Source organism: Goekera deserti (assembly GCF_010685995.1).
Classification (GTDB): Bacteria; Actinomycetota; Actinomycetes; order Mycobacteriales; family Geodermatophilaceae; genus Goekera; species Goekera deserti.
Genome location: NZ_JAAGWK010000008.1, coordinates 113,760 through 138,522, shown reverse-complemented (window position 1 = coordinate 138,522; position 24,763 = coordinate 113,760). Strand labels below are relative to the sequence as shown.

22 protein-coding genes are annotated in these 24,763 nt (G+C 74.2%); 9 read left to right on the top strand and 13 right to left on the bottom strand.

The window, feature by feature from the left end:
- Positions 1-51: 51 nt before the first annotated feature.
- Positions 52-717, bottom strand: coding sequence for a GAP family protein (locus G1H19_RS04020; RefSeq protein WP_162393289.1), 666 nt, complete (start codon positions 715-717; stop codon positions 52-54).
- 146 nt (positions 718-863) lie between these two features.
- Between G1H19_RS04020 and G1H19_RS04015 the strand changes: the two genes are divergently transcribed.
- On the top strand, positions 864-1,427 hold the full coding sequence (locus G1H19_RS04015) for a TetR/AcrR family transcriptional regulator (RefSeq protein WP_152730317.1): 564 nt from the start codon (positions 864-866) through the stop codon (positions 1,425-1,427).
- A gap of 47 nt (positions 1,428-1,474) precedes the next feature.
- On the opposite strand, the gene G1H19_RS04010 is transcribed toward G1H19_RS04015, so the two are convergent.
- Positions 1,475-2,374, bottom strand: coding sequence for a DNA-3-methyladenine glycosylase family protein (locus G1H19_RS04010; RefSeq protein ID WP_152730316.1), 900 nt, complete (start codon positions 2,372-2,374; stop codon positions 1,475-1,477).
- On the bottom strand, positions 2,371-3,612 hold the full coding sequence (locus G1H19_RS04005; RefSeq protein WP_152730315.1) for a cytochrome P450: 1,242 nt from the start codon (positions 3,610-3,612) through the stop codon (positions 2,371-2,373). Before G1H19_RS04005 ends, G1H19_RS04010 begins: the two co-directional genes overlap by 4 nt.
- A gap of 59 nt (positions 3,613-3,671) precedes the next feature.
- On the opposite strand from G1H19_RS04005, the gene G1H19_RS04000 reads away from it, so the two are divergent.
- Both G1H19_RS04000 and G1H19_RS03995 read left to right on the top strand, forming a co-directional pair.
- Positions 3,672-4,256 carry a TetR/AcrR family transcriptional regulator gene (locus G1H19_RS04000; protein ID WP_152730314.1) on the top strand — a complete coding sequence of 195 codons (585 nt, stop codon included), beginning with the start codon at positions 3,672-3,674 and terminating at the stop codon, positions 4,254-4,256.
- A gap of 41 nt (positions 4,257-4,297) precedes the next feature.
- A complete protein-coding gene (locus tag G1H19_RS03995) occupies positions 4,298-5,050 on the top strand; it encodes a class I SAM-dependent methyltransferase (RefSeq protein ID WP_162393290.1) in 753 nt (250 codons plus the stop codon).
- 428 nt (positions 5,051-5,478) lie between these two features.
- Here G1H19_RS03995 and G1H19_RS03990 read toward each other — a convergent pair whose 3' ends face one another.
- The 3 genes from G1H19_RS03990 to G1H19_RS03980 form a co-directional block, all read right to left on the bottom strand.
- Positions 5,479-7,380 carry a primary-amine oxidase gene (locus G1H19_RS03990; protein ID WP_162393291.1) on the bottom strand — a complete coding sequence of 634 codons (1,902 nt, stop codon included), beginning with the start codon at positions 7,378-7,380 and terminating at the stop codon, positions 5,479-5,481.
- Complete coding sequence (gene speB / locus G1H19_RS03985) at positions 7,377-8,387, bottom strand: agmatinase (RefSeq protein WP_152730312.1); 1,011 nt, start codon at positions 8,385-8,387, stop codon at positions 7,377-7,379. Before speB ends, G1H19_RS03990 begins: the two co-directional genes overlap by 4 nt.
- A 152-nt stretch (positions 8,388-8,539) precedes the next feature.
- A complete protein-coding gene (locus G1H19_RS03980; RefSeq protein WP_162393292.1) occupies positions 8,540-9,985 on the bottom strand; it encodes a gamma-aminobutyraldehyde dehydrogenase in 1,446 nt (481 codons plus the stop codon).
- A 306-nt stretch (positions 9,986-10,291) separates the two neighbouring features.
- Here G1H19_RS03980 and G1H19_RS03975 point away from each other — a divergent pair, with 306 nt between their 5' ends.
- On the top strand, positions 10,292-12,259 hold the full coding sequence (locus tag G1H19_RS03975; protein WP_162393293.1) for an amino acid transporter: 1,968 nt from the start codon (positions 10,292-10,294) through the stop codon (positions 12,257-12,259).
- Positions 12,260-12,393: 134 nt separating this feature from the next.
- Positions 12,394-12,843, top strand: a complete 450-nt coding sequence (locus G1H19_RS03970) for an STAS domain-containing protein (RefSeq protein WP_152730311.1) — start codon at positions 12,394-12,396, stop codon at positions 12,841-12,843.
- 118 nt (positions 12,844-12,961) lie between these two features.
- On the opposite strand, the gene G1H19_RS03965 is transcribed toward G1H19_RS03970, so the two are convergent.
- From G1H19_RS03965 to G1H19_RS03955, 3 genes are all read right to left on the bottom strand, one after another.
- Positions 12,962-13,456 (bottom strand): glutathione peroxidase, encoded by a 495-nt coding sequence (locus tag G1H19_RS03965; protein ID WP_152730310.1) that lies wholly within the window; start codon positions 13,454-13,456, stop codon positions 12,962-12,964.
- A gap of 89 nt (positions 13,457-13,545) precedes the next feature.
- Positions 13,546-14,430, bottom strand: a complete 885-nt coding sequence (locus G1H19_RS03960) for a DUF4383 domain-containing protein (RefSeq protein WP_235909812.1) — start codon at positions 14,428-14,430, stop codon at positions 13,546-13,548.
- 164 nt (positions 14,431-14,594) lie between these two features.
- Positions 14,595-15,002 carry a DUF2237 family protein gene (locus tag G1H19_RS03955; RefSeq protein ID WP_162393294.1) on the bottom strand — a complete coding sequence of 136 codons (408 nt, stop codon included), beginning with the start codon at positions 15,000-15,002 and terminating at the stop codon, positions 14,595-14,597.
- Positions 15,003-15,152: 150 nt separating this feature from the next.
- Between G1H19_RS03955 and G1H19_RS03950 the strand changes: the two genes are divergently transcribed.
- On the top strand, positions 15,153-16,109 hold the full coding sequence (locus G1H19_RS03950; RefSeq protein WP_328593533.1) for an NAD(P)H-binding protein: 957 nt from the start codon (positions 15,153-15,155) through the stop codon (positions 16,107-16,109).
- Positions 16,106-16,894: a CPBP family intramembrane glutamic endopeptidase gene (locus G1H19_RS03945; RefSeq protein WP_162393296.1), complete on the top strand. Its 789-nt coding sequence runs from the start codon at positions 16,106-16,108 to the stop codon at positions 16,892-16,894. Before G1H19_RS03950 ends, G1H19_RS03945 begins: the two co-directional genes overlap by 4 nt.
- Positions 16,895-16,937: 43 nt before the next feature.
- Here the strand turns inward: G1H19_RS03945 and G1H19_RS03940 are convergent, their stop codons facing one another.
- Genes G1H19_RS03940 through G1H19_RS03930 form a run of 3 tightly spaced genes read right to left on the bottom strand, consistent with a single transcriptional unit; the run spans position 16,938 to position 21,288 of the window.
- Positions 16,938-18,923 carry an ABC transporter ATP-binding protein gene (locus tag G1H19_RS03940; protein ID WP_152730309.1) on the bottom strand — a complete coding sequence of 662 codons (1,986 nt, stop codon included), beginning with the start codon at positions 18,921-18,923 and terminating at the stop codon, positions 16,938-16,940.
- On the bottom strand, positions 18,920-20,656 hold the full coding sequence (locus G1H19_RS03935) for an ABC transporter ATP-binding protein (RefSeq protein ID WP_162393297.1): 1,737 nt from the start codon (positions 20,654-20,656) through the stop codon (positions 18,920-18,922). The genes G1H19_RS03940 and G1H19_RS03935 overlap by 4 nt, the downstream gene beginning before the upstream one ends.
- Positions 20,650-21,288: a TetR/AcrR family transcriptional regulator gene (locus G1H19_RS03930; RefSeq protein ID WP_202925968.1), complete on the bottom strand. Its 639-nt coding sequence runs from the start codon at positions 21,286-21,288 to the stop codon at positions 20,650-20,652. The genes G1H19_RS03935 and G1H19_RS03930 overlap by 7 nt, the downstream gene beginning before the upstream one ends.
- Positions 21,289-21,412: 124 nt before the next feature.
- On the opposite strand from G1H19_RS03930, the gene G1H19_RS03925 reads away from it, so the two are divergent.
- Positions 21,413-23,401, top strand: a complete 1,989-nt coding sequence (locus tag G1H19_RS03925; protein ID WP_162393298.1) for an acetoacetate--CoA ligase — start codon at positions 21,413-21,415, stop codon at positions 23,399-23,401.
- Between the two features lie 102 nt (positions 23,402-23,503).
- On the opposite strand, the gene G1H19_RS03920 is transcribed toward G1H19_RS03925, so the two are convergent.
- Positions 23,504-24,181 (bottom strand): winged helix-turn-helix transcriptional regulator, encoded by a 678-nt coding sequence (locus tag G1H19_RS03920; RefSeq protein WP_152730307.1) that lies wholly within the window; start codon positions 24,179-24,181, stop codon positions 23,504-23,506.
- Between the two features lie 127 nt (positions 24,182-24,308).
- Between G1H19_RS03920 and G1H19_RS03915 the strand changes: the two genes are divergently transcribed.
- A complete protein-coding gene (locus tag G1H19_RS03915) occupies positions 24,309-24,743 on the top strand; it encodes a VOC family protein (protein ID WP_162393299.1) in 435 nt (144 codons plus the stop codon).
- The last annotated feature ends 20 nt before the right edge of the window (positions 24,744-24,763 follow it).

Below are 24,763 nucleotides of genomic sequence, written 5' to 3'. Positions count from 1 at the left end.
GGACGCCCTGCTGCGCGCCCGTCGTGGTCGTCGTGACCCGCTCCGTGCGGGTCAGCTGGTGACCGCCACCGCGGCGAGCACGCCGGCGAGTGCGGTGAGCCCGAGCGCTGCCGGGATGCTCCGCGGCAGGTCCTTCGCGCCACCCACCCGGTCGTAGAGCGGCTGGAGCCGGCGCCGCACCCGGTCGCCGTAGAACCGGCCGACCGCGAGCAGCACCAGGCACGGCAAGCAGTACACCAGGGCGTACCCGGCGAGCACCGCCAGCCCGGGCAGCGGCTCGACCCCGGCGCTGACCAGGCGCTCGATCGCGATGAAGTAGGGGAAGGCGTTGGGCAGGTCCACCCCGGTCACCAGGGCGCCCAGCGGGACGGCGGTCAGCGGGGAGAACCACGACGGCAGCGTCACGGCCGCCCGGTGGCGTGGCCAGAGCCTGCGGACCGCGGTCACCAGCAGGATCAGCGCCGCGAGCCCGAAGGCCACCCGGCGCACCCACACCAGCCCGCCGGTGACGGACTCCGCGGCGGCGTCGGCGGCCAGGAACACCACCACGCCCAGCAGCAGCACCGTCAGGTAGGCCCCGGCGACGAAGCTCAGCGCGCTGGCCACCGGACGGCGCACCGGCAGGAGCAGGACGAGGACCACCGCGCCGGTGGTCGCCGGGTTGAGCGAGTCCAGCGCGGCGAGGCCGGCGATGGCGAGCAGCAGCCCGGCGCTCACCGGCCGGACCTGACGAGGTGCAGCACGGGCCCTCCACGAAGTCAGACTGATGCGTCTCTGATAAGTGAGACGCTACCGTACGACTTCGTGCTTGAGCCCGAAAAAGTCAGGGAGGGGGTGTCGTGGCAGGGACGGGGGAGGGGCGGGTGCGTGCGGACGCGGCGCGCAACCGCGAGCGCATCCTGGCCGTCGGTGCCGCCGAGCTGGCCCGGGACCCGCACGCCACCCTGGAGGACGTCGTCCGGGCCACCGGGCTCGCCCGGGCCACCGTCTACCGGCACGTGCCCAGCCGGACGGCGCTGGTCGACGCGGTGGTCGACCGCGCCCTGGCGGTCGCCGCCGACCTGCTCGCCCGGGGCCGGCCCGCCGACGACGACCCCGAGGTGGCCCTGGCCCGGCTGACCCGCGCCGCCTGCTCGGTGGGACCGGAGGCGATCGTGCTGATCGGCCTGCTGGTCAGCGGCTCCTCGACCGTGCCCGACCTCGCCACCCGCCCGGACGCGGTGCGCATCGACCGGTTGGTGCACGACCTGGTCCGCCGCGGTCAGGCCGCCGGCGTGCTGCGCGACGACGTCCCCGCCCCGTGGCTCGCCGACCAGTGGTTCGCCCTGCTGCAGAGCGCGGTCGTGCACCCGCCTGCCGACGGCCGCGACCCGGCCGACCTGGTGTACGCCGTCTTCCGGGACGGCGCCTGCGGCCCGTCGGCCTGACGGCCGGGCGCCGGTGCGCCTGGTGGTACGTCCTCGCTCCGTGCAGTTCAGCGCCGGCGCACGTCGTGCGGGGCGGTCCGGGCGCCGTGCCGCGGCGGCCGGGCGCCGCTGGCGAAGGCCAGCCGGATCACCCGGTAGCGGTGCGGGCGGTGCGGTGCGAGCAGCTCGTGCAGCCGGGCGTCGTCGGCCCGGCGTTCCCCGGCGAGCACCCAGGCGACCAGCGAGGGGATGCTGGCGTCCCCGGTGATGACGGTGTCCGGGTCGCCGAAGGTGGAGGTGGCCAGGCAGCTGGTCGTCCACGGCCCGACGCCGCGCACCGCGCCCAGCGCGGCCAGCGCGGCGTCCCGGTCCAGGACGGGCTCGGTGTGCAGCCGGTGCGCCGCGCGTGCCGCGGTGACCAGGGTGTCCGCCCGCTGGCGCTCGATGCCGAAGCGGTGCAGGTCGGCGTACCCCAGCCGGGCGACCACCGCCGGCGGCGGCAGCACCACCAGGTGCTCGGCGCCCGGCGCCGGGGTGCCCAGGCCGCGCACCAGCCGGGACCACTGCGCCGCCGCCTCCCCGCGGGTCACCCGCTGCTGCACGACGAACCAGGCCAGGTCGTGCCACAGGGTGCCGGTCGCGGCGATCCGGTCGCCCCGGTGGCGGCGCCACAGTGCGCGCAGCGGGCCCTCGGCCGGGTCGAAGCCGGTCGCGTCGTCGCGCAGACCCAGCAGGTCCGGTGCGCGGTCGGCCAGCCACGCCGCGCCGTCGCCGTGCGTCTCGACCCGGGCCTCCGGGCGGGTGCCGTCCCAGGTGACCACCACGGTGCCCGGGCCCTCCGGGGTGGGGCTGGCCCGCTCGAACCGGCCCGGTGCCAGCCGGAGCGTGGGGTCCCGGGTCAGCATCGTGAACGGCGCCAGGGTCAGCCCCAGGTCGACGTCCCCGGTGGGCAGGGTCAGCGTCGTCACGGCTGCTGCCGGCCGGCCGGGATGGCCACGGAGACCCGGGCGATGTGGTTGGGCACCTCCACGACGTCGCCGACCAGGTGCAGCGCCGGGCACGCGCGGGGCAGCGCGGTCATCACCGCGCGCAGCTGCTGGCGGGCCAGCGCCGTCCCGATGCAGTAGTGCGCCCCGTGGCCCCAGGTGAGCGGGACCGGCGTGCGGGGCCGGTCGAGCAGCACCTCGTCCGGCCGGTCGAAGGCGCGCGGGTCGCGGTTGGCCGCCCCGAACGCCACCCACAGCGGGGCGCCCGCGGGCACCTCGACGCCGTCCACCCGGGTGGCGGCGGCGGTGCTGCGGAACAGGCCCATCACCGAGGTGTCGATCCGCAGCAGCTCCTCCAGCAGGGGCGCGGGGTCGGCGCCGGCGGCCAGGGCGGCCCAGTGGTCCCGGTCGCGCAGCAGCCGGACCAGCATGTTCGACATGGTGCCGACGGTGGTCTCGTGCCCGGCGAACAGGACGTTGGCCAGGTTGCCGACCAGTTCGTCCTCGGTGAGGTCGCAGGTGCCGTCGCGTCGTCCCTCCACCAGCGTGCGGAGGACGCCGTCGTCCAGGCCGGACAGGTCGCCGGTGACGATGTCGCGCACGTAGGCGTCGAACTCGGCGATGTCGGTCATCGCCTGCACCTGGGCCTCGATCGGCAGGCCGGGTACCTGCAGGGCGATGAAGGACGCCGACCAGGCCGAGAACCGGGGCGCCTCCTCGACGGGCAGGCCGAACACCCGGCAGATGGTGCGTGGCGGGAGCCGGCGGCAGACCTGCTCGTACAGGTCCACGGCCTGCCCCTGCTCCTGCACGCGGGCGGCGACCTGCCCGGCGATCTGCTCGGCGTCGGCACGCACGACCGCGTCCAGGGCCTGGACCCGGCGCGGGGAGAAGGCGGCGGTCATCGGGGCCCGCAGCCGGGCGTGCAGCGGGTCGTCGGTGCTGATCACGGCGTAGGCGAACAGCGGCCCGTCGACCGGGTACACCGCGCGGGCCTCCGCGGACAGGTGTCGTAGCGCGTTGTAGCCGCCGCCGGCCGGGAACCGCTCCTCGTCGCCGAGCACCTCCCGGACGGCGTCGTAGCCGGTCACCGCCCACATGCCGATGCCGGGGACGAAGACGGCCGGCGCCTGGGCGCGCAGCTCGCTCATCAGCGCGAACCGCTCGGCGGCGAAGCTCGGGGACATCGGGTCGAAGCGGTCGACGGCCGTGGAGGACATGCGCGCACTCTAGAAGCGCGCACTTCTACAAGTCCAGGGTCGGTAGGGTCCGCGGGACCATGGACGAGGCCGACCGGGCACCGCACGAGGACCCGCGGGTGACCCGGACCCGGGCGAAGGTGCTCGACGCCGCTCGGCAGCTGCTGCTCGAGGTCGGGTTCCTGGACGTCACGATCAGCGCTATCTGCGCCCGCTCCGGTGTCTCGCCCAGCACCGTCTACCGGCACTGGACCACGCGCGAGGAGATCCTCCGCGACGCCTTCTCCGACGCGGCGCTGGTCGGCTACTCACCCGGGCGCAGCCTGCGCGACGACCTGCGCGACTACGCCCTGGCCTTCGCCGACGGCCTGCAGAACTCCTGGGGCCGGGTGGCTGCCACCCTGGTGACCACCGCGGTGGACGACCCGGAGCAGCGGCGGGTGCTGCGGACCTTCGTCGACGGGTACACCGCCGACGTCGCCACCCTGCTCCAGCGGGCGGCCGACCGGGGTGAGCAGGTGGCCGGCCGGGCCGCGGCCGAGGTGGTGGACAGCCTGGTCGGCCCGCTGTTCTACCGGCACCTGCTCCGCGTGCTGCCGCTGGACGAGGACTTCGTCCGCGCCCAGGCCGACCGGGTGCACCGCGAGCTGACCGACCCGGACTGACCCGGCGTCGGCGGCCGGTGCCCCCGTGGCACGGTGGGTGGGTGGGCGGACTCGGTGACCTGGACGGACGGCGGGCGCGGGTGTTCGGCGGGTTCGCCGAGGAGTACGACCGCCGGCGGCCCGGCTACCCCGCTGCTGCGGTGGACTGGCTGCTGCCGCCCGGGGCCGCCGACGTCGTGGACGTGGGGGCCGGCACCGGGAAGCTCACCGGTGCGCTGCTGGAGCGGGGCCTGCAGGTGACCGCCGTGGAGCCGGACCCGGGGATGCTGGCGGTGCTCGGCCGCCGGCACCCCGCGGCCCGCGCGCTGCTCGCCGGCGCCGACGCGCTGCCGTTGCCCGCGCAGAGCGTCGACGCTGTCCTCGTCGCCCAGGCGTGGCACTGGTTCCCGCACGAGGCCGCGGTGGCCGAGGTGCGCCGGGTGCTTCGGCCGGGCGGCTGGCTCGGCCTGGTGTGGAACGCCGCCCGGCCGGTCGAGCCCTGGGAACACCGGCTGGCTCGGCTGGACCCGGACGACGACCCCGACGAGGGCGACGTGGTGCCGGAGACCCCGGAGGTGCCGGGGCTGCCGGCCGGCGAGCTGGAGCACCGCTCGTTCCCGTGGACCTGGGAGGTCACCGCCGCGGAGGTGCGCGCCCGGGAGGCCACGTACTCGGCGTACGCGGTGATGAGCCCGGAGCGCCGGGAGCAGCTGCTCGACGCGCACGCCGCCGTCGTCGCCGCCGAGGCGTCCCGCCGCGGTACGACGATGGTCCCGCTCGGGCAGCAGGCGCTGTGCGTTCGCTGGCGGCCCTGACCGCCGTCCGACGCTGAGCGGGTCCGTCGTCGCCGTGGTCCCCGGTGGGTGTGCTCCTGACCAGTGGCCCTCCGGCGGCCACCAGGACCTTCGGGACGGCCGATCCCGGGCCACTGGTGCACCGCGGTCGGGTCGGTGCCGCTGGCCGCGCGCCGCGTCGCTCTGTCCGCGAGGTCAGCCGGGGGTAGCAGTGGCCCTCCCGCGGCAATGACCACCTCCGAGATGGCCGCAGCCGGGCCAACGCCCGGGTCGGACACCCCTGGCCGGGCAGCCAGGGCCGGCCAGCCGGGGCCGGCCGTCCGGGCCGGGCAGCCGGGCCGGTCACGTCGGGCCGGGGCAGCCGGCACAGGACCACCGAGGGAGCAGTGGCCTCCAGGCGGCCACCCCCCGCCCCCGTAACGGCCGCCCACGGGCCGCTGCTCGGTCGGTCAGCTGGGGTCCGCGGGCCCGGGGGAGCAGTGGGCCGACCTGCTCGGGGGCACGTCGAGGGTGGGGTTGCGGTCGAAGAAGCCCACCGGCGCCAGCTCGAAGGAGACGATGTCGACCGGCATCACCGGCCAGTCCTCGGGCCGGGGCACGTGGTGGATGCCGAAGACGTGCCAGAGCACCAGGTCGGTGCCCACCACCGACCGGCCGGCCTTCGTCCACTCCGGCAGGCCGGCGTCGCGGCGGCTCTGGTTGCAGAACTCGCCGGCCGGCCAGCGCTCGTCGTCGGCGTACGGGGTGACCCACAGCGCGTGCTCGACGACGCCGGCGCGCTGCACCAGCGGGGACGACGGGTCGGCCATCGCCGGGACGGCGGCCCGCGGCACCAGCTTGTAGGCGGTCGGCCGGCCCCACGCGTTGGTGCGCTCGGCGCTGGTCACCTTCCAGGCGCGCTGGGAGGCCCAGTCGACGTCCAGGCCGCCCTCGCGCTCGACCGGACGCTCGCGCTGCACGACGGCCAGCCCGTACGGGTTCCGCTCGCTCACCGGCAGCGCCTCGCTCTCGCTGACCACCACCGTGTTGGCCGGCCCGTCGACCTCCATGTCCAGCCGGGCGACGATGAAGTGCTGGTGGATCGGCGCGTACGTGTGGTCGTCGACCAGCGGCCCGTACGGCGGCACGGTGTCGCCCTCGACGTGCGCGGTGACCATGATCCCGGTGGCGCGCACCTCGCACTGGATGCTGCCGTCCAGGTGGAAGCGCCAGTAGACGAGGTACTCGTAGTTGGCCACCGTGGCGTGGAAGCTGACCACCAGCCGCCGGGAGCGCCGCACCTCCGCCCCGGCGCGCTCGTCCACGTGCTTCCACAGGACGCCGTCGTCCTCCTCGTGCACGCAGATCGCGTTGGCGATCGTGTACGGCTCGCCGGCGCTGTCGTGCAGCACGGCGTCGAGGTAGGTGATCTCGCCCAGGCAGTCGCAGCCCAGCTCCAGGGAGGTGGTCATGAAGCCCAGGCCCCACTCGCCGATGTCGAAGGCGGTGCGCCGGTAGTGGTCCTCGCCCGGGTCGCGGTAGGGCACCACCATCTCGGCGAAGCTCATCCGGTGCGCGATCGGGCGGCCGTCGAAGCCCACCCGGTGCAGCACCAGGCCCTCGCGGTGGGTGAAGCCCAGCCGCATCGACCAGTTCTGCCAGCGCAGCTCGTTCCCCTCGAAGGCGAACGAGACGCCCTCGGGCTGGGTGACCTCGACCGGCCGCAGGTCGGTCCGCAGCACCAGCCCGGGCACCAGGCCGGGCGCGTACTCGCCCATGGTCCCGGTCGGGCGGGTCACCGAGCCGGTGTCCTCGACGTCCAGCAGTTCCATGGAGTTGAGGTCGATCACGAAGTGCAGCCCGTTGACCGGGTGTGCGTACGGGTTGCCGGTGGGCGTGGCCCGCACCCACGTGTCGGTCCAGCCCACCCGCCGGTCGGCGAACCGCGCGGGGATCAGCGAGTGCCCGTAGGCCCACGTGTCGATCAGCACCAGGTCGAGGTCGGTGATGCCGCGGGCGGCCAGCGCCGCCACCACCCGGGGGTGCGCGATCAGCGCCTCGTGCGCCTCGTGCCACTCGTCGACGGTCATGTTGGGCTGCTCGCCGGGCACCGGTGTCCACTCCAGGACGGCGTCGTCGGTGATCGACACCCGCGCGGTGAAGGCGGCGTTCGCGTCCCGGTCGAAGACGACGACGCGTGCCTCTCGCGGGATCGCGTCCCCCGGCTGCCAGCCGCGGACGACGTCCTTGGCCGGTTCCCACAGCTCCATCGACGCGAACCGCCACCGGGCCCCCACCCCCCGGTCCCGGCGCAGCACGGCTGCGGCCTGCCGGAACTCCTCGGCGGTCAGCGGGTCCAGGGGGTGTCTCACGGGGTGTCCCTGTCCGCGAGCAGCGGCAGCGACGGGTCGAACGGCACGCCGGTGCGGCGGCGCGCGATCGCCGACAGGGCCTCCAGCACCACCCGGTTGGCCAGGGCGGCGGTGATGTCGGCGTGGTCGTACGGCGGGCTGACCTCGACGACGTCGATGCCCACCACCGGAAGCTCCAGGCACAGCCGGCGGACGGCGTCCAGCAGCTCCCGCGCGGTCAGCCCACCGGGCTCCGGGGTGCCGGTGCCCGGCGCGTGCCCGGGGTCGCAGACGTCGATGTCGACGGACAGGAACACCCCGTCGCACTCGTCGGTGGCGATCGCGGACGCCTCGGTGAGGCAGGCGGCCAGCCCGCGGTGGCCGATCTCGGTCATCTCGTAGGAGCGCAGGCCCTGGGCGGCCATCCAGGCCAGCGTCTCCGGCGGCGGCCAGTACCCGCGCAGGCCGATCTGCAGGAACCGGTCACCGCGCAGCGCGCCGCTCTCGATCAGCCGGCGCATCGGCTGGCCGTGGCCCCACAGGCTGCCGAACTCGATGTCGCCGGTGTCGGCATGCGCGTCGAAGTGGATCATCGACACCCGGCCGTGGCCGAGCACGTCGGCCACGCCGCCGGCGTCGGCGAAGGCCACCGAGTGGTCCCCGCCCAGCACCACCGGGATCGCGCCGGCCGCGGCCACCGTGGACACCGCCTGGCGCAGCCGGGTCAGCGACGTCTCGATGTGGCCCGGCGGCATCTCGACGTCACCGGCGTCCAGCACCCGCAGGTCGCGCAGCCCGTCGGTGCGCAGTGCGAGGCTGGGGCGGGAGCCGTCGTGACCCAGGTAGTCGGTCGTCCGGATGGCCTGCGGGCCGAACCGGGTGCCCGGCCGGTGCGAGGTGCCCCCGTCGAACGGCGCCCCGATCACCACCACGTCCGCCTCGGCGAACGAGGCGGGGTCCGACAGGTCGCACCGGTCCACGCCGAGGAACGTGACGTCCGGACCGAACTGCGCGCCGTACCGGGTCATGCGCCACCGCCCCCTGGGAGAACCTCCGGACGACGGGGAGCGTAGCTGCGTGCGACCACGGCCGCGGGAAGCGTCGTCCGGAGGTGACACCACGCGCGGAACCCGTGTCGCCGGGGTCGCCGTCCGCGGCAGCGCCGGTGCGGGAGCACCGCTCAGCTCTCGATGTTGGCCATGACGTGCTTGACCCGGGTGTAGTCCTCGAAGCCGTACATCGACAGGTCCTTGCCGTAACCGGAGTGCTTGAACCCGCCGTGCGGCATCTCGGCGACCACCGGGATGTGGGTGTTGATCCACACGCAGCCGAAGTCCAGGCGCCGGCTCATCCGCATCGCCCGGCCGAAGTCGCGGGTCCACACCGACGACGCCAGGCCCAGGTCGACGTCGTTGGCCCAGCGCACCGCCTCCTCCTCGTCGGTGAACCGCTGCACGGTGATCAGCGGCCCGAACACCTCGTGCTGCACCATCTCGTCGTCCTGGCGCAGGCCGGCGACGACGGTCGGCTCGACGTAGAAGCCCCGGTCGCCCTGCCGCCGCCCGCCGGTGGTCACCTCGGCGTGCCCGGGTGCCCGGTCCAGGAAGCCGGTGACGGCGGCCAGCTGCGCGGCGTTGTTCACCGGTGGCACCAGCGCGTCGGCGTCGCCGGCGCCGTTCGCGTAGGTGGTGGAGGTGGCCCGGGCCTGCTCGGTCAGCGCGGCGACGAAGTCCTCGTAGATGCCCGGCCCGGCGAGCACCCGGCTCGCCGCGGTGCAGTCCTGCCCGGCGTTGAAGTACCCGGCGGTGGCGATGCCCTCCGCCGCGGCCGCCAGGTCGGCGTCGTCGAACACCACCACCGGGGCCTTGCCGCCCAGCTCCAGGTGCACCCGCTTGAGGTCCTTGGCCGCCGAGGTGGCCACCTGCACACCGGCCCGCACCGAGCCGGTGATGGCCACCAGCGCGGGGGTGCGGTGCTCGACCACCGCGCGGCCGGTGTCCCGGTCGCCGCACACCACGTTGAGCACCCCGGGCGGGAAGCACTCGGCGGCGAGCTCGGCCAGCCGCAGCGTGGTGACCGGGGTGGTGTCGCTGGGCTTGAGCACGATGCTGTTCCCGGCGGCCAGCGCCGGGGCGATCTTCCAGATCGCCATCATCATCGGGTAGTTCCACGGCGTCACCTGCCCGACGACGCCGATCGGCTCGCGGCGCACCCACGAGGTGTGCCCGGCCATGTACTCCCCGGCGGCGCGGCCCTCCAGCACCCGGGCGGCACCGGCGAAGAACCGGATCTGGTCGACCATCGGCGGCACCTCCTCGCTGGCCGTGAGCCCCAGCGGCTTGCCGGTGTTGCGGCTCTCCAGGGCCACCAGCTCGTCGGCGTGCTCCTCCACCAGGTCGGCGAAGCGCAGCAGTGCCCGCTGCCGCTCCGACGGCGTCACGTCGCGCCAGGTCTCGAAGGCGGTCGCGGCCGCCGCGTAGGCGCGGTCGACGTCCTCCGGGCCCGAGACCGGTGCGGTGCCGAAGACGTCGCCGGTCGACGGGTCGACCAGGTCGGAGGTCCGCCCGTCGAGGGTGTCCACGTGCTCGCCGCCGACGACGTTCCTCAGGTCCAGGGTCTCGCCCACGTGTGCTCCTCCGGGGGTCCGTTCGGCGCCGCCGTCGCACCGCCGCCGGGAGGGGCGACGGTGCCGCGCGCCGTTCCTGCCGCTGATCCCACTGCCGGAGGGTCGGTCTGTCAACGAGAACGGTCCTGGGCGCCGCCGCCGGCTGCGGATCCCGTCGTCCGGACGGGGTGGGGACGACACCCCCGCGACGGGTGGTCTTGACGGGATCTTGACGCCGGCGCGGGCCCGGAGCGGCACGGACCGCCCTACCGTCGACGGGTGTGCCCTGGACCGGGGCACGCGCCCCGCAGACCAGGAGACCCCCCGGTGGCCACGACGACCCAGCAGCAGGACGCCCCCGGGGTCCCCGAGCACCGCCCGGTGCGGGACTGGCTGCTCCAGGGCCTCTCCCACCAGGCGGGCAACCACCCCGGCCCGCACGTCGAGCCCTCCGAGCAGGTGGCCACCAAGCCGTGGTGGAAGGTCATGTGCCTCACCGGCGTCGACTACTTCTCCACGCTGGGCTACCAGCCCGGGATCGCCGCGCTGGCCGCCGGCGTGCTGTCGCCGGTGGCCACGCTGGTGCTGGTGGCGCTCACCCTGCTCGGCGCGCTGCCGGTGTACCGCCGGGTCGCCGCGGAGAGCCCGCGCGGCGAGGGGTCGATCGCCATGCTCGAGCGGCTGCTCACGTTCTGGAAGGGCAAGGTCTTCGTCCTCGTCCTGCTCGGCTTCGCCGCCACCGACTTCATCATCACCATGACGCTCTCGGCCGCCGACGCCACCGCGCACGTGATCGAGAACCCCTACGTGCCCGAGGGTGCCGAGGGGCACCGGGTGCTCATCACGCTGGGGCTGCTGGCCCTGCTCGGCGCGGTGTTCCTGCGCGGCTTCAGCGAGGCGATCGGCATCGCGGTGGGCATCGTGGCCGTCTACCTCACGCTCAACACCGTCGTCGTCGTGGTGGGGTTGTGGCACGTGGTCACGACCGACGGTCTCGTCGGCAGCTGGACCAACGCGGTGAGCCTGGAGCACAGCAACCCGGTGCTCGCGGTGGGCGTGGCGCTGCTGGTGTTCCCCCGGCTGGCGCTGGGCCTGTCCGGCTTCGAGACCGGCGTGGCCGTGATGCCCAGCGTCGCGGGCGACCCCGGCGACACCGAGGCGCAGCCCACCGGCCGCATCCGGGGCACCCGCCGCATGCTGACCACCGCGGCGCTGATCATGAGCGTCTTCCTGGTGACCAGCAGCATCATCACCACGTTCCTGATCCCGCAGCAGGAGTTCGAGCCCGGCGGCGAGGCCAACGGGCGGGCGCTGGCCTACCTGGCGCACGAGTACCTGGGCAACGGGTTCGGCACCCTCTACGACGTCTCGACGATCGTCATCCTGTGGTTCGCCGGTGCCTCGGCGATGGCCGGGCTGCTCAACCTGGTGCCCCGCTACCTGCCCCGCTACGGCATGGCCCCGACCTGGGCCCGTGCCGTGCGGCCCCTGGTCCTGGTGCTCACCGGGGCCGCCTTCTTCATCACCTGGGTCTTCGACGCCGACGTCGACGCCCAGGGCGGCGCCTACGCCACCGGCGTGCTGGTGCTGATGACGTCGGCCTCGGTCGCCGTGACGCTGTCGGCCCGGCGGGCCGGGCAGCGCCGGGCCACCATCGGCTTCGGCGTGATCGCGGCGATCTTCGTCTACACCACGGCGGCCAACGTGGTCGAACGCCCGGACGGGATCAAGATCGGGGCCCTGTTCATCGCGGCGATCATCGCGATCTCGCTGGTGTCCCGGCTGTCCCGGTCCTTCGAGCTGCGCGTCACCGGCGTGGTGTTCGACGAGCGCGCGGAGCTGTTCCTGCGCGACTGCTCCCGGCGCCGGCTGCGGCTGATCGCCAACGAGCCGGACAGCCGCGACGTCGAGGAGTACCGCACCAAGCTGGAGCAGATCCGCAAGGACCACGACATCCCGGACGAGGATGTCGTCTTCGTGGAGGTCACCGTCAGCGACCCGTCGGACTTCGAGGGCGAGCTGGCCGTGCGCGGGCAGGTGGTGCACGGGCGGTTCCGGGTGCTCACCTGCTCCAGCCCGACCGTGCCCAACGCCCTGGCCGCGCTGCTCCTGGCCGCGCGCGACCGCACCGGCGCGCAGCCGCACATCTACTTCGAGTGGACCGAGGGCAACCCGGTCGCCAACTTCCTGCGCTACCTGCTCTTCGGCGTCGGCGAGGTGGCCCCGATGACGCGCGAGGTGCTCCGGGAGGCCGAGCCGGTGCGGGCCCGGCGGCCGCACGTGCACGTGGGCTGATCCGACACGCACGCGCCGACACGCCGGACACGGTGACCGGTGGTGCTCGTGTGACGACTGTGACGAGGGGGACGACGTAGTCTCCTGGTCGGACGGGCGCGGTGCGCCGGTCGGGCGCCAGGGGGAACGAGCACGTGGTCCGAGCACACGAGTGGGACGCGCACCGGCGGTTGGGCCGGGCGTCGGGCACGTCGAGGCCGTGGTGGACGCCGGTCTGCCCCGCACCGGACAGGTCGGTGGGGCTGGACCGCTGGTCGACCGGCCAGCGGGCGGTCGTGCTGGTCCGCGGCGAGCTGGACACGGCCGCGGCCGCACGGCTGGAGGCCTACGTGACCGGCACGCCGCTGTCCGGGCGCTCGGTGCTGGAGCTCGACCTGGCCGGCGTGCCCTGGACCGGGTCGGCCGGGCTGTCGGCGTTCGTGGCCCTCCGGCGCTGGTGCGACGCCCGCGGGGCCACGCTGGTGCTGCGCTCGGTGCAGCCCTCGGTGTGGCGGGTCTTCCAGCTCGCCGGCCTGGACGGCGTCTTCGACACCGAGCCCGGGACCGCCCGCCCCGCGCCCGACCAGGACCTGCTGCTCTTCTGACCCGCCCGCCCGCCCGCCCGCCCGCCCAGCCGGCGGCGACGATCACGGACCTGCGTGAACGCCGTCCCGGCGTGTCGCTGACGCAGCTCCATGATCGCCGGGAGCCGGGGCGGGGTGGTCAGCGGGCGAGGGCCTGCTCGATGGCGGCGCGCACCTCGGGGGAGTCGGGCTGGGTCTGCGGGCGGAAGCGGGCCACGGCCGTCCCGTCGGCGGCGAGCAGCCACTTCTCGAAGTTCCAGCTCACGTCGCCGGCGGTACCGGTCACGTCCGGGACGGCGGCGAGCCGGCGGAACACCGGGTGCGCACCGGCGCCGTTGACGTCGACCTTGCCGGTCATCGGGAAGGTGACGCCGTAGGTGGCGGAGCAGAAGGCCTGGATCTCCTCGGCGGTCCCGGGCTCCTGGCCGGCGAACTGGTTGCACGGGGCGCCGAGCACGGTGAAGCCACGGTGGGCGTACTCCTCGTGCAGTGCCTCCAGCTGGGTGTACTGCGGGGTGAGGCCGCACCGGCTGGCCACGTTCACCACCAGGGTCACCCGGCCGGCGGTCAGCGCGCCCAGGGTGGTGTCCGCGCCGTCCAGCGTGGTGACGGGCAGGTCCAGCAGGTCGCTCATCGGGGCTCCTCGGGTCTGGCGCCGGCGATCGGTGGACGCCGGCGGCTCACCGGGCGAACCCCGGGCCCGGCCGCGCTCTTCCCGTGCGGTCAGCGCCCCAGGCGCCGCTTGATCCGCTCGACCGGGGACGGCGCCGCGGCGGTGCGCTCGGGAGTCGGGCGGCCGGCCGCCTGCCGGTCCAGGTCCATCCACACCTCGCGCCGGTCACGGCGGGTGCGCACCCGGGCCATCGCCTCCACCCGGCGGCGCTGCTCGTCGGTGGCGGTGTGGTTCACCACGGCGAGCTCTGCGTCCCGCATGGCGGCCTCGGCGGCGACCTCGGCCGGCGTCTCGGGCAGGCCCTGGTCGTCGTCCAGGGCGTCGGCCTCGGCGGCGTCGCCCTCGGTGCGATACGGGTTGTCGGCGGGCAGGTTGCCCGACACGCGGCCGTAGGCACCGAGTGCCAGGAGCACCAGGCCGGCGGCGATCGAGAAGAAGACGTTGGGCAGCCGGAACGCCAGCGGGTTGAAGTCGGTCTCCAGGATCGCCAGGTTGGCGAAGGCGGAGACCAGGAACAGGACGCCGACGATCAGCATGATCGTCGAGGCGGTGCGCGCGCTGCGCAGCGCCGCCAGCACCAGCACCGCCGCCGTGACCAGCGAGATCGTCGACAGCAGGCCGTTGGTGGACAGCCCGGCCACCGTCGTGCCCTCGGTGTCGAAGAAGCCCAGCCCGCCGGCGAAGCCCAGGATGCCGAAGACGGCGATGACCGCGGCGACGACGAGCGCGCCGATCCGGTGCACGGTGACCACCTTCTCCGGTGACCCGGTGGAGGTCGCCCCCGCGCCCGGGTTGCCGGTGCGGTTCTCCGCCACCGGGCGCCGGGCCGGGCCGGCACCGCCGTCGCCGGGCAGCTGGGTGGCCCTGGCCACCCCGTTGACCGGCCGGGCCGTCCCCGGTCGTGCGCCGTTGCTCGGTCCACCCATGTCGCTCATGCCACTCCTCAGCGGTCGTGCAGTCACCGGCTGCTCGCGCCGACCCTGTGCGTTCGGTGCGAGCGGACCAATTGGATCGCGCGCCACACGATTCCGCGACACCGCGCCCGCGATCGGCGCCGGACACGGCGTGTCCGCGGGGGAACCGCCGCGCCGGCGGTGGGTCAGGTGAGTGCGCCGGGGTCGTCCGGGACGTCGACGGCATGCGCGACGAGCAGCTCCAGCGGCACGATCTCCAGCGCGCGGGCGTTGGTGGCCGCGAGCACGACGCCGGTCGGGGCGCCGGCCTCCAGCGCCTGCAGCCAGCGGACGGCGACCACGCACCACCGGTCGCCGGGGCGCAGGCCGGGGAAGTCGTACTCCGGGCGCGGGGTGCTCAGGTCGTTGCCGAGCTGACGCTGCGCGGCCAGGAACTCGGCCGACACCACCGCGCAGACGGTGTGGCTGCCGCGGTCCTCCGGGCCGCTGCTGCAGGTGCCGTCCCGGTAGAAGCCGGTCACCGGGTCGACGCCGCACGGTTCCAGCGGCCCGTCGAGGACGTTGCGCTCGCGGCCCGGCTCGGGGGCGGTCACCGGGGCGTCCGGCGCGGCGCCGTCGGGGCGGTGGTGGGCACGGCTGCGCTCCTCGGGGTCGGCGGGGGACCGGTCGCCCGAGCCTGCCAGGCGACCCGGTCGCTGTCGCGCCGACGGCGCGGGTGGCGGGATCGGGGGAACACGGCGACTGTGGGGGGCGTGCAGGTACTGGTGACGGGCGCGTCGGGGTTCGTGGGGAGACGGCTGGCGACAGCCCTGGACGAGGCGGGGCACGAGGTGCGGGCGATGACCCGCAAGCCCGACCGCTACAGCGGGGCGGGTGAACCCGTGGCCGGCGACGTGGGGGACGAGGCGTCGCTGCGCCGCGCGCTGGACGGCTGCCGGGCCGCCTACTACCTGGTGCACTCCCTGGACGACGCCGACTTCGAGGCCCGGGACGCCGCGGCCGCGCGCTCCTTCGCCCGCGCCGCCGCCGACGCCGGCATCGAGCGGATCGTCTACCTGGGTGGGCTGGGCGAGGACTCCGACGACCTGTCCGCGCACCTGCGCAGCCGCCGCCAGGTCGAGCGGCTGCTGGCCGAGACCGGCGTGCCGGTGACCGTGCTGCGGGCCGGCATCGTGGTCGGCCACGGCGGCGTGTCGTGGGAGATGACCCGCCAGCTGGTGGCGCACCTGCCGGCGATGGTCACCCCGCGCTGGGTGCACACCCGCACCCAGCCGATCGCGATCGCCGACGTGGTCCGCTACCTGGTCGGCGTGCTGGAGGCGCCCGAGGCGCGGGGCCGGGTGTTCGAGGTCGGCGGGCCGGACGTGCTGGAGTACCTGGAGATGCTCACCCGGGTGGCGGAGATCCAGAACCGCAAGCTGTGGATCGTGCCGGTGCCGCTGCTCAGCCCGCAGCTCTCCTCCCGCTGGCTGTCCCTGGTCACCGACGTGGACCTGCAGACCGGCCGGTCGCTGATCGACTCGATGACCAACGAGGTGATCGTGCGGGACGACTCGATCCGGCGGGTCGTGCCCTTCGAGCCGATGAGCTACGACGAGGCGGTGCTGACCGCGCTGGGGGAACGGGCCCGGGCCCGCCGCGAGGCGGCCGGCGACAGGCCGCGCCGTGCCGGGCTGCTCGCGCGGGGAGCACGCGGGTGAGCGCCCTGCCGTGGGTGCCGCGCCGATCCTCCAACGCGCTGCGCGACCGGCTGGCCCGCCGGCTGCCGCACTGGCTGGTGGACAAGGTGCCGCGCAACCACCGGGAGAGCGACGAGGCCTTCGCCCGCCGGCGCAAGGTGACCGCCGGGGTCGCCGTCGCCGGGGCCGGCCTGCTCGGGGTGTCGCTGGCGCAGAAGCCGAACTCGACGGCGTTCTACGCGATGACCCTCGGCGTGGCCGGCACCTGGCTCGCCGGCGGGATCGCCTCCGGGCCGCTGCACCTGGGGTGGATGAAGTCCCCGGTGGACACCCTGCACCGGCCGGTGCTCACCCCGGTGGCCACCGGCGTCGGCGCGTTCGGGCTGTTCTTCGCCGTCGCGCGGGTGGCCAAGGCCTTCCCGGTGCTGGACGCCGCCATCACCCGGATCCTGCGGTACGCCCACCAGGGCTCCTACCCGCTGGTGCTGACCACGACGCTGGCCAACGGCATCGCCGAGGAGGTGTTCTTCCGGGGCGCGCTGTACGCCGCGGTCGGCACCGAGCACCCGGTGCTCAAGTCCACCGCCGTCTACGCGCTGGCCACCACCTCGACCCGCAACCCTGCGCTGGTGCTGGCCGCCACCGTGATGGGCCTGCTGTTCGGGCTGCAGCGCCGGGCCACCGGCGGCATCCAGGCGCCGGTGCTGACCCACGTCACCTGGTCGGTGCTGATGCTGCGCTACCTGCCGCCGATGTTCACCGACCGGCCCTCGATCGACGACCCGCGCTCGCAGGAGCACGGCTGAGCGGAGTGCCACGGGCGAGGAGACCCCGCCCGTGGCACTGCGCTCACTCCTGGGCGGCGCCGGCGAACTGGGCGTCGTAGAGCCGCCAGTAGGCACCGCGGGCGGCCAGCAGCTCCCGGTGCGTGCCCTGCTCGACGATGGCCCCGGCCTCCATGACCAGGATCAGGTCGGCGTCCCGGATCGTGGAGAGCCGGTGGGCGATGACGAAGCTGGTGCGGTCGCTGCGCAGCGCGGCCATCGCCCGCTGCACCAGCACCTCGGTGCGGGTGTCCACCGAGCTGGTGGCCTCGTCCAGGATCAGCAGCGCCGGGTCGGCCAGGAACGCCCGCGCGATGGTGATCAGCTGCTTCTCACCCGCCGACACGTTCGACGCCTCCTCGTCGATCACGGTCTCGTACCCGTCGGGCAGGCTGTGCACGAACCGGTCGACGTAGGTGGCCCGGGCCGCCTCCAGCACCTGTTCCCGGGTGGCGCCGGGCCGGCCGTAGGCGATGTTGTCGTGGATGGTGCCGCCGAACAGCCAGGTGTCCTGCAGCACCATGCCCACCCCGGTGCGCAGGTCGGCCCGGGTCATCGCGGCGGTGTCGACGCCGTCCAGGGTGATCCGCCCGCCGTCCAGCTCGTAGAACCGCATGATCAGGTTGACCAGGGTGGTCTTCCCCGCTCCGGTGGGCCCGACGATGGCCACGGTCTGGCCCGGCTCGGCGACCAGCGAGAGGTCCCGGATCAGCGGCACGTCGGGCCGGTAGGAGAAGGAGACGTGCTCGAACGCGACCCGGCCGCGGCGCTCGGTGCGCACCGCCGGCACCTCGGGGTCGGGGGACTGCTCCGGGGCGTCCAGCAGCGCGAACACCCGCTCGGCCGAGGCGACGCCGGACTGCAGCACGTTGGCCATCGACGCGGCCTGGGTGAGCGGCTGGGTGAACTGCCGGGAGTACTGCACGAACGCCTGGACGTCGCCGAGGCTCATCGCCCCGGACGCGACCCGGAGCCCGCCGACCACGGCGACGGCGACGTAGTTGAGGTTCCCGATGAACATCATCGCCGGCATGATGATCCCGGAGACGAACTGGGCCCCGGCGCTGGCGGCGTAGAGGTCGTCGTTCTTCGCCTCGAAGGCCTGCTCGACCTCGCGCCGGCGGCCGAAGACCCGCACCAGCTCGTGGCCGGTGAACGCCTCCTCGATCTGGCCGTTCAGCGCGCCGGTGTGCCGCCACTGCGCCACGAAGTGCCCCTGGCTGCGCTGGGCGATGGCCCGGGTCATCAGCAGCGACAGCGGTACAGTGACCAGCGCGATCAGGGCCAGCAGCGGTGAGATCAGCACCATCACGACCAGCACGCCGACGACGGTGAGCAGCGAGGTGATCAGCTGGCTCATCGTCTGCTGCAGGCTGGTGGACACGTTGTCGATGTCGTTGGTGACCCGGGACAGCACCTCGCCGCGCTGCTGGCCGTCGAAGTAGGACAGCGGCAGCCGGTTCAGCTTCGCCTCGGCGTCGCGGCGCAGTCGGTAGATGGTGCGCTGCACCACGCCGTTGAGCAGCCAGCCCTGCGCGTAGCCGAACAGGGCCGCCACGAGGTAGAGCGCGATGACGCCGAGCAGCACCAGGCCGAGCGCCCGGAAGTCGATGCCCACCCCGGGGACGACGCCCTGCGCCTGGATCAGCGCCGCGGTCGTGTCGTCGCCGGCGGCGCGGGCGGCCGCGACGGCCTGGTCGGCGGACTGTCCGGCCGGCAGCTGCCGGCCGATCACGCCGGCGAAGATCAGGTCGGTCGCGTGACCCAGGATCTTCGGGCCGATGACGTTCAGCGTCACGCTCACCACGCCCAGCACCAGGACGACGACCACGCCGATCCGCTCCGGGCGCAGCAGGCCCATCAGCCGGCGGGCGGACGGGCCGAAGTCCGACGCCTTCTCCGCGGGCTGGCCCATGCCGGCCCACGGCGGGCCACCCCGCCGGGCGGTGGCCATGCCCCGCGCGGCCTGTGCGGTCTCGGCGTCCTGCCGCGGCTTGGTGGGCGTGCTCATGCCACGGCCTCCTGGGCGCTCAGCTGGGACTCGACGATCTCCTGGTAGGTGGGGCACGACTCCAGCAGCTCCTCGTGCCGGCCGATGCCCACGACTCCGCCGTCCTCGAGCACGACGATCTGGTCGGCGTCGGCGATGGTGGACACCCGCTGGGCGACGATCACCACGGTGGCCGCCGCGGTGACCGGCTTCAGGGCGGCCCGCAGCCGGGCGTCGGTGGTGAGGTCCAGCGCGGAGAACGAGTCGTCGAACAGGTACACCTCGGGACGGCGGACCAGCGCGCGGGCGATGGCCAGCCGCTGGCGCTGCCCGCCGGAGACGCTGGTGCCGCCCTGGGCGACCGCGGTGTCCAGCCCGTCGGGCATGGCGCGCACGAAGTCCGCACCCTGGGCGATCTCCAGCGCGGCCCACAGCTCGTCGTCCGTGGCGTCCGGGTTGCCGTAGCGCAGGTTGCTGCCCACGGTGCCGGAGAACAGGTACGGCCGCTGCGGCACCAGCCCGATCCGGCTCCACAGCACCTCCTGGTCGAGGTCGCGCACGTCGACGCCGTCCAGGCTCAGCACGCCCTCGGTGACGTCGAAGAGCCGGGGCACCAGCGAGACCAGCGTGGTCTTGCCGGCCCCGGTGCTGCCGATGACGGCGGTGGTCTGCCCGGGGCGGGCGGTGAACGAGACGCCGCGGAGCACCGGGGAGGCGGCGCCGGGGTAGCTGAAGCCGACCTGGTCGAACACCAGCTCGCCGTCGGCCCGCAGCGGCGTGACCGGTGTGCGCGACGGGACGACGGAGCCCTCCGTGTCCAGCACCTCGGTGATCCGGTCGGCGCAGGCGGCCGCGCGCGGGATCATGATCGCCATGAAGGTGGCCATCATGACCGCCATCAGGATCTGCAGTAGGTAGGCCAGGTAGGCGGTGAGCGCGCCGATCTGCATCTGCCCGGCGTCGATCCGGGCGGCGCCGAACCACAGCACAGCGACGCTGGAGACGTTGAGCACCAGCGTGACCAGCGGGAAGATCATCGCCTGCAGCCGGCCGGCCCGGGTCGCGACGTCGGTGACCTCGACGTTGGCCCGGTCGAAGCGGGCCACCTCCTGCGGCTCGCGGACGAAGGCCCGCACCACCCGGATGCCGGTGATCTGCTCGCGCAGCACGCGGTTCACCGCGTCGATCCGCACCTGCATCTGCTGGAAGAGCGGCACCATCCGCACGATGACCAGGGCGATGAGGCCGGCCAGCAGCGGCACCGAGACGGCGACCAGCCAGGACAGTCCGACGTCGGTCTGCAGTGCCAGCACCACGCCGCCGATGCAGGTGATCGGTGCGGCGACGAGCATCGTGCACGAGAGCAACACCAGCATCTGCACCTGCTGGACGTCGTTCGTCGTCCGGGTGATCAGCGACGGGGCGCCGAAGCGGTTCACCTCGCGCGCGGAGAAGCTGCCCACCCGGTGGAACACCGCCGAGCGGACGTCGCGGCCGAAGCCCATCGCCGTCCGGGCGCCGTACCAGACCGCGCTGATCGAGCCGACGACCTGCACGAGCGTGATGGCCAGCATCCAGCCGCCGGTCGAGAGGATGTAGCCGGTGTCCCCGCGGGCGATGCCGCGGTCGATGATGTCGGCGTTGAGGCTCGGCAGGTACAGCGAGGCGATGGTGCTCACCAGCTGGAGGGCGACCACCGCCAGCAGTGGCTTCCGGTAGGGCTGCAGGTGGGTGCGCAGCAGGCGGATCAGCACGGGCGGGGTCCCCTCTTCTCGGGGTGGTGGGTCTCGGGGTCGTGGGTGCAGCGGTCGGCGAGCATGCCGTCGAGCAGGACGGCGACGATCTGGTCGGCGCTCAGCGGGGCGCCGCCGTTGATCCGCGGGTGGGTGGCGGAGAAGGTGAGCAGCCGCAGCGTCGCCGCGAACTCCATCGGGTGGACCCGCAGCCGGTGCAGGTCGGCGCCGATCACGTCGACCACGGCCACCAGGAACTGCTCGTCCACCGGCCGCGGACCGCGGTCGTCCGCGGCCCTGGGCGCGGACAGCCCGAGGGCGTCGACCAGCGGGAAGATCCCGGACAGCCGCCGCTGCAGGGCCTGCACCACGGCGGTCACCCGGTCCCGCAGGTCGAGCGTCCGGTCGATGGCGGCCAGCTCGCGCAGCAGCGGAGCCGGGTCGAGCACCCGCTCGGCCACCACCCGCACGAGGGCGTCCTTGTCCTCGAAGACGCGGAAGATCGTGCCCTCGGCGACGGCGGCCGCCTCGGCGATCTGACGGGTCGTCACGGCCGGTCCGTGCTCCAGCACCAGCGGCAGGGCGGCGCAGACCAGCGCCTCGCGCCGCTCGTCCGGCGGCATCCGGCGCGCACGACCGGTACGAGGGACCACGGGGACGAGCGTAGATGAGCGCGCACTCACTAACCATCCCTTTTCGCTGAGAGTGGATGTGCGCGCGTTGGAGGGGCCGGGCACGCCGCAGAACCCAGCCGTCAGCCGTGAGAAGGTGCGCAGCGTGGCTCCGGACACTGCTCAGCCCGCCGTACCGGACGTCCTCTGGTCGCCCACCCCTGAGTCGATCGCGGCCAGCGAGCTCGGCCGCTTCGCCGCCTGGGTCGCCGGGCGGCGCGGCCTGGACCTCGGCGACCCCGTCGACTACGACGCCGTGTGGCGCTGGTCGACCGAGCACCTGGACCAGTTCTGGGCCGACGTCGCCACCTGGTTCGAGGTCTTCATCGACGTGTCGGACGACGAGGTGCTCACCCGCCGCGAGATGCCCGGCGCCGTCTGGTTCCCGGACCGCACCATCAACCTCGCCGAGCACGCTCTGCGGCCGGCGCTCACCGACTCACCCGCGCTGATCGCCGTCGCCGAGGACGTCGAGCCGGTCGAGATCTCGTGGGCGCAGCTGCGCGGCCAGGTCGGGGCCTTCGCCGCCACCCTGCGCCGGCTCGGCGTGCGGCGCGGCGACCGGGTCGCCGGGTACCTGCCGAACGTCCCCGAGGCGGTCGTCGCCTTCCTCGGCTGCGCCACCATCGGCGCGGTCTGGTCGTCCTGCGCCCCGGACTTCGGCACCCGGTCCGTGCTGGACCGGTTCGTCCAGATCGAGCCGGTCGTGCTGGTCGCCGTGGACGGCTACCGGTTCAACGGCCGCGCGCACGACCGCCGCGACGTCGTCGCCGAGCTGCGCGCGGCCCTGCCCAGCGTCCGGACGACGATCGCCGTCCCCCGGCTGGCGGGCGACCCGCTGCCCGACGTGCTGCCGTGGGCCGAGGCGGTCGCCGACGAGCAGGAGCCCGCCTTCGAGCAGCTGCCCTTCGACCACCCCCTGTGGATCGTGTACTCCTCGGGCACCACCGGCCTGCCCAAGGGGATCGTGCACGGCCACGGCGGGATGGTGCTGGAGCAGCACAAGCAGCAGGGCCTGCACCTGGACGTCGGCCCGGGCGACCGCTTCTCCTGGTACGCATCCACCGCCTGGATCATGTGGAACATCGCCGCGTGCACGCTGCTGCGCGGGGCGACGGTCGTGGTCTACGACGGCGCCCCCGCGTACCCGGCGCTGGACGCGCAGTTCGCCCTCGCCGCCCGCACCCGGCTGACCTACCTCGGCACCAGCGCCGGCTACCTGACCGCGTGCGAGAAGGCCGGGCTGCGCCCGGGGGAGACCCACGACCTCGCCGCGCTGCGCACCATCGGGTCGACCGGCTCGCCGCTGCCGGCGTCGGCGTTCCGCTGGGTGTACGAGGCGGTGAAGCCCGACGTGCTGCTCGGTTCGCTGTCCGGCGGCACCGACATCGCCACCGGGTTCGTCGGCAGCTCACCGCTGCTCGAGGTGGTCGCCGGGGAGCTGCAGCGGCCGATGCTCGGGGTGGCGGCCGCGTCCTGGGACTCCGACGGCCGGCCGGTCGTCGGAGAGCTCGGCGAGCTGGTGGTCACCGGGCCGATGCCGACGATGCCGCTGTACTTCTGGAACGACCCCGACGGTGCGCGCTACGCCGACGCCTACTTCCAGCCGTGGCCCGGGGTGTGGCGGCACGGCGACTGGCTGGAGATCACCGAGAGCGGCACCTGCCTGATCACCGGCCGCTCGGACTCGACCCTGAACCGCGGCGGTGTGCGGATGGGCACGGCCGACATCTACGCCGCCGTCGAGGCCATGCCCGCGATCGCCGACTGCGTGGTGCTCGGCGTCGAGCAGCGCGACGGCGGCTACTGGATGCCGCTGTTCGTGCAGCTGGCACCGGGCGCCGAGCTGACCGAGGACCTGGTGGCGGAGATCGAGGCCGCGGTCCGGGCGAACGCCAGCCCCCGGCACGTGCCCGACGAGGTCATCGTCGTCCCCGGGGTGCCGCACACCCGCACCGGCAAGCGGCTGGAGGTGCCGCTCAAGCGGCTGTTCCAGGGCGTCCCGCCGGAGAAGGCGCTCAACCTCGGCGCCGTGGACGACGCCACCGTGGTCGAGCACTACGTCCAGCTCGCCCGCGAGCGCGGCCCCCGCTGACCCCCCGGCCTGACAGGCCCCCCTCCCGCCAGGATGGCCATCTTGGCGGGGGGTTCGTGTCGGTTCTGGGGCCGTCGGGCAGCCGCCCTCAGGTGACGACCGTCAGGGTGTGGGTGGGGGCGGGACGGCCTTCTCCGGGAGGGTGAACAGCGTGGTGAACCGGCGGGCGGCGTCCCGGTCCCCGGTCATGGTGACGTCGCCGGCGGCCTCGGCGTCGTCCAGCGGGCGGCCGCCGTAGACCAGCCCGGCCAGTGCCTCCGGAGCACCGGTCAGGGTGGCGTCGGGCGAGGGTGCCGTGCCGGGCTCGACGGTGAAGGACCCGTCCGTCACGCGGGCGTGCAGGTCGACGCCGTCCACCCGCAGGCCGTAGGAGGCGGTCAGGCCGGCGGTGCGCGTGGCGTCCACGTTGGTGCGCAGCGAGAGCACGAACGAGGTGACCGACAGCGGTAGGTCCGGGCGGTGGCCGGGCGAGCGCGCGCCCCAGCGGCCCAGCACCGTGATCACCGGCTCCAGGTCGGCGCCGTAGGGGGTCAGCTCGTACACCCAGGAGGCGGCCGGCGGGGGCAGCTTGACCCGGCGCACCAGCCCGGTGCGCTCCAGCTCGGCCAGCCGGTCGCCCAGCACGTTGGTGCTGATCCCGGGCAGGTCGGCCTTGAGGTCGCTGTAGCGCTTGGGCCCGAGCATCAGCTCCCGGACGACGTGCATCGCCCACCGCTGCCCCACCAGGTCCAGCGCGTGGGCCATCCCGCACGCGTCCTGATAGCTCTTCGTCGTGGCCATGTGCAGAGTCTGACCAACGCGATTGTTTTTCACAAGTTGACGCTTGTATTCCACAAGTCAAGGTGGGTACGGTCACCCCACCGAACAGCCGGTCACCCCGACCGGCCCGGACGACGAGGAGACGACCGTGACCGCGATCTTCATCAACCTGCAGGTCCGCGACGCGCAGGCCGCCCGCACCTTCTGGAACGGCCTCGGCTACCCCACCGACGAGAAGTGGGCCGACGAGCGCACCAGCAACGCCACCATCAGCGAGCACATCGTGCTGATGCTGCTGGAGACCGAGCGCTTCGCCGACTTCGTGACCGGCCCCGTCGCCGACGCCGCCGCCGGCACGCGCGCCATCTACTGCCTGTCGGCCGACAGTCGCGAGGCCGTCGACGCGCTCGCCGACAAGGCGCTGGCCTCCGGTGGCGGCGACTGGCAGCCGGCCCAGGACCACGGCTTCATGTACGGCCGCAGCTTCACCGACCCCGACGGCCACGTCTGGGAGGTCATGCACATGGACCTCTCCGCCGTCCCCTCCGGCGACGGCGAGCAGCTCGCCGGCGCCCCCGCCTGACCCCGCGGGGCGGTGCGGCG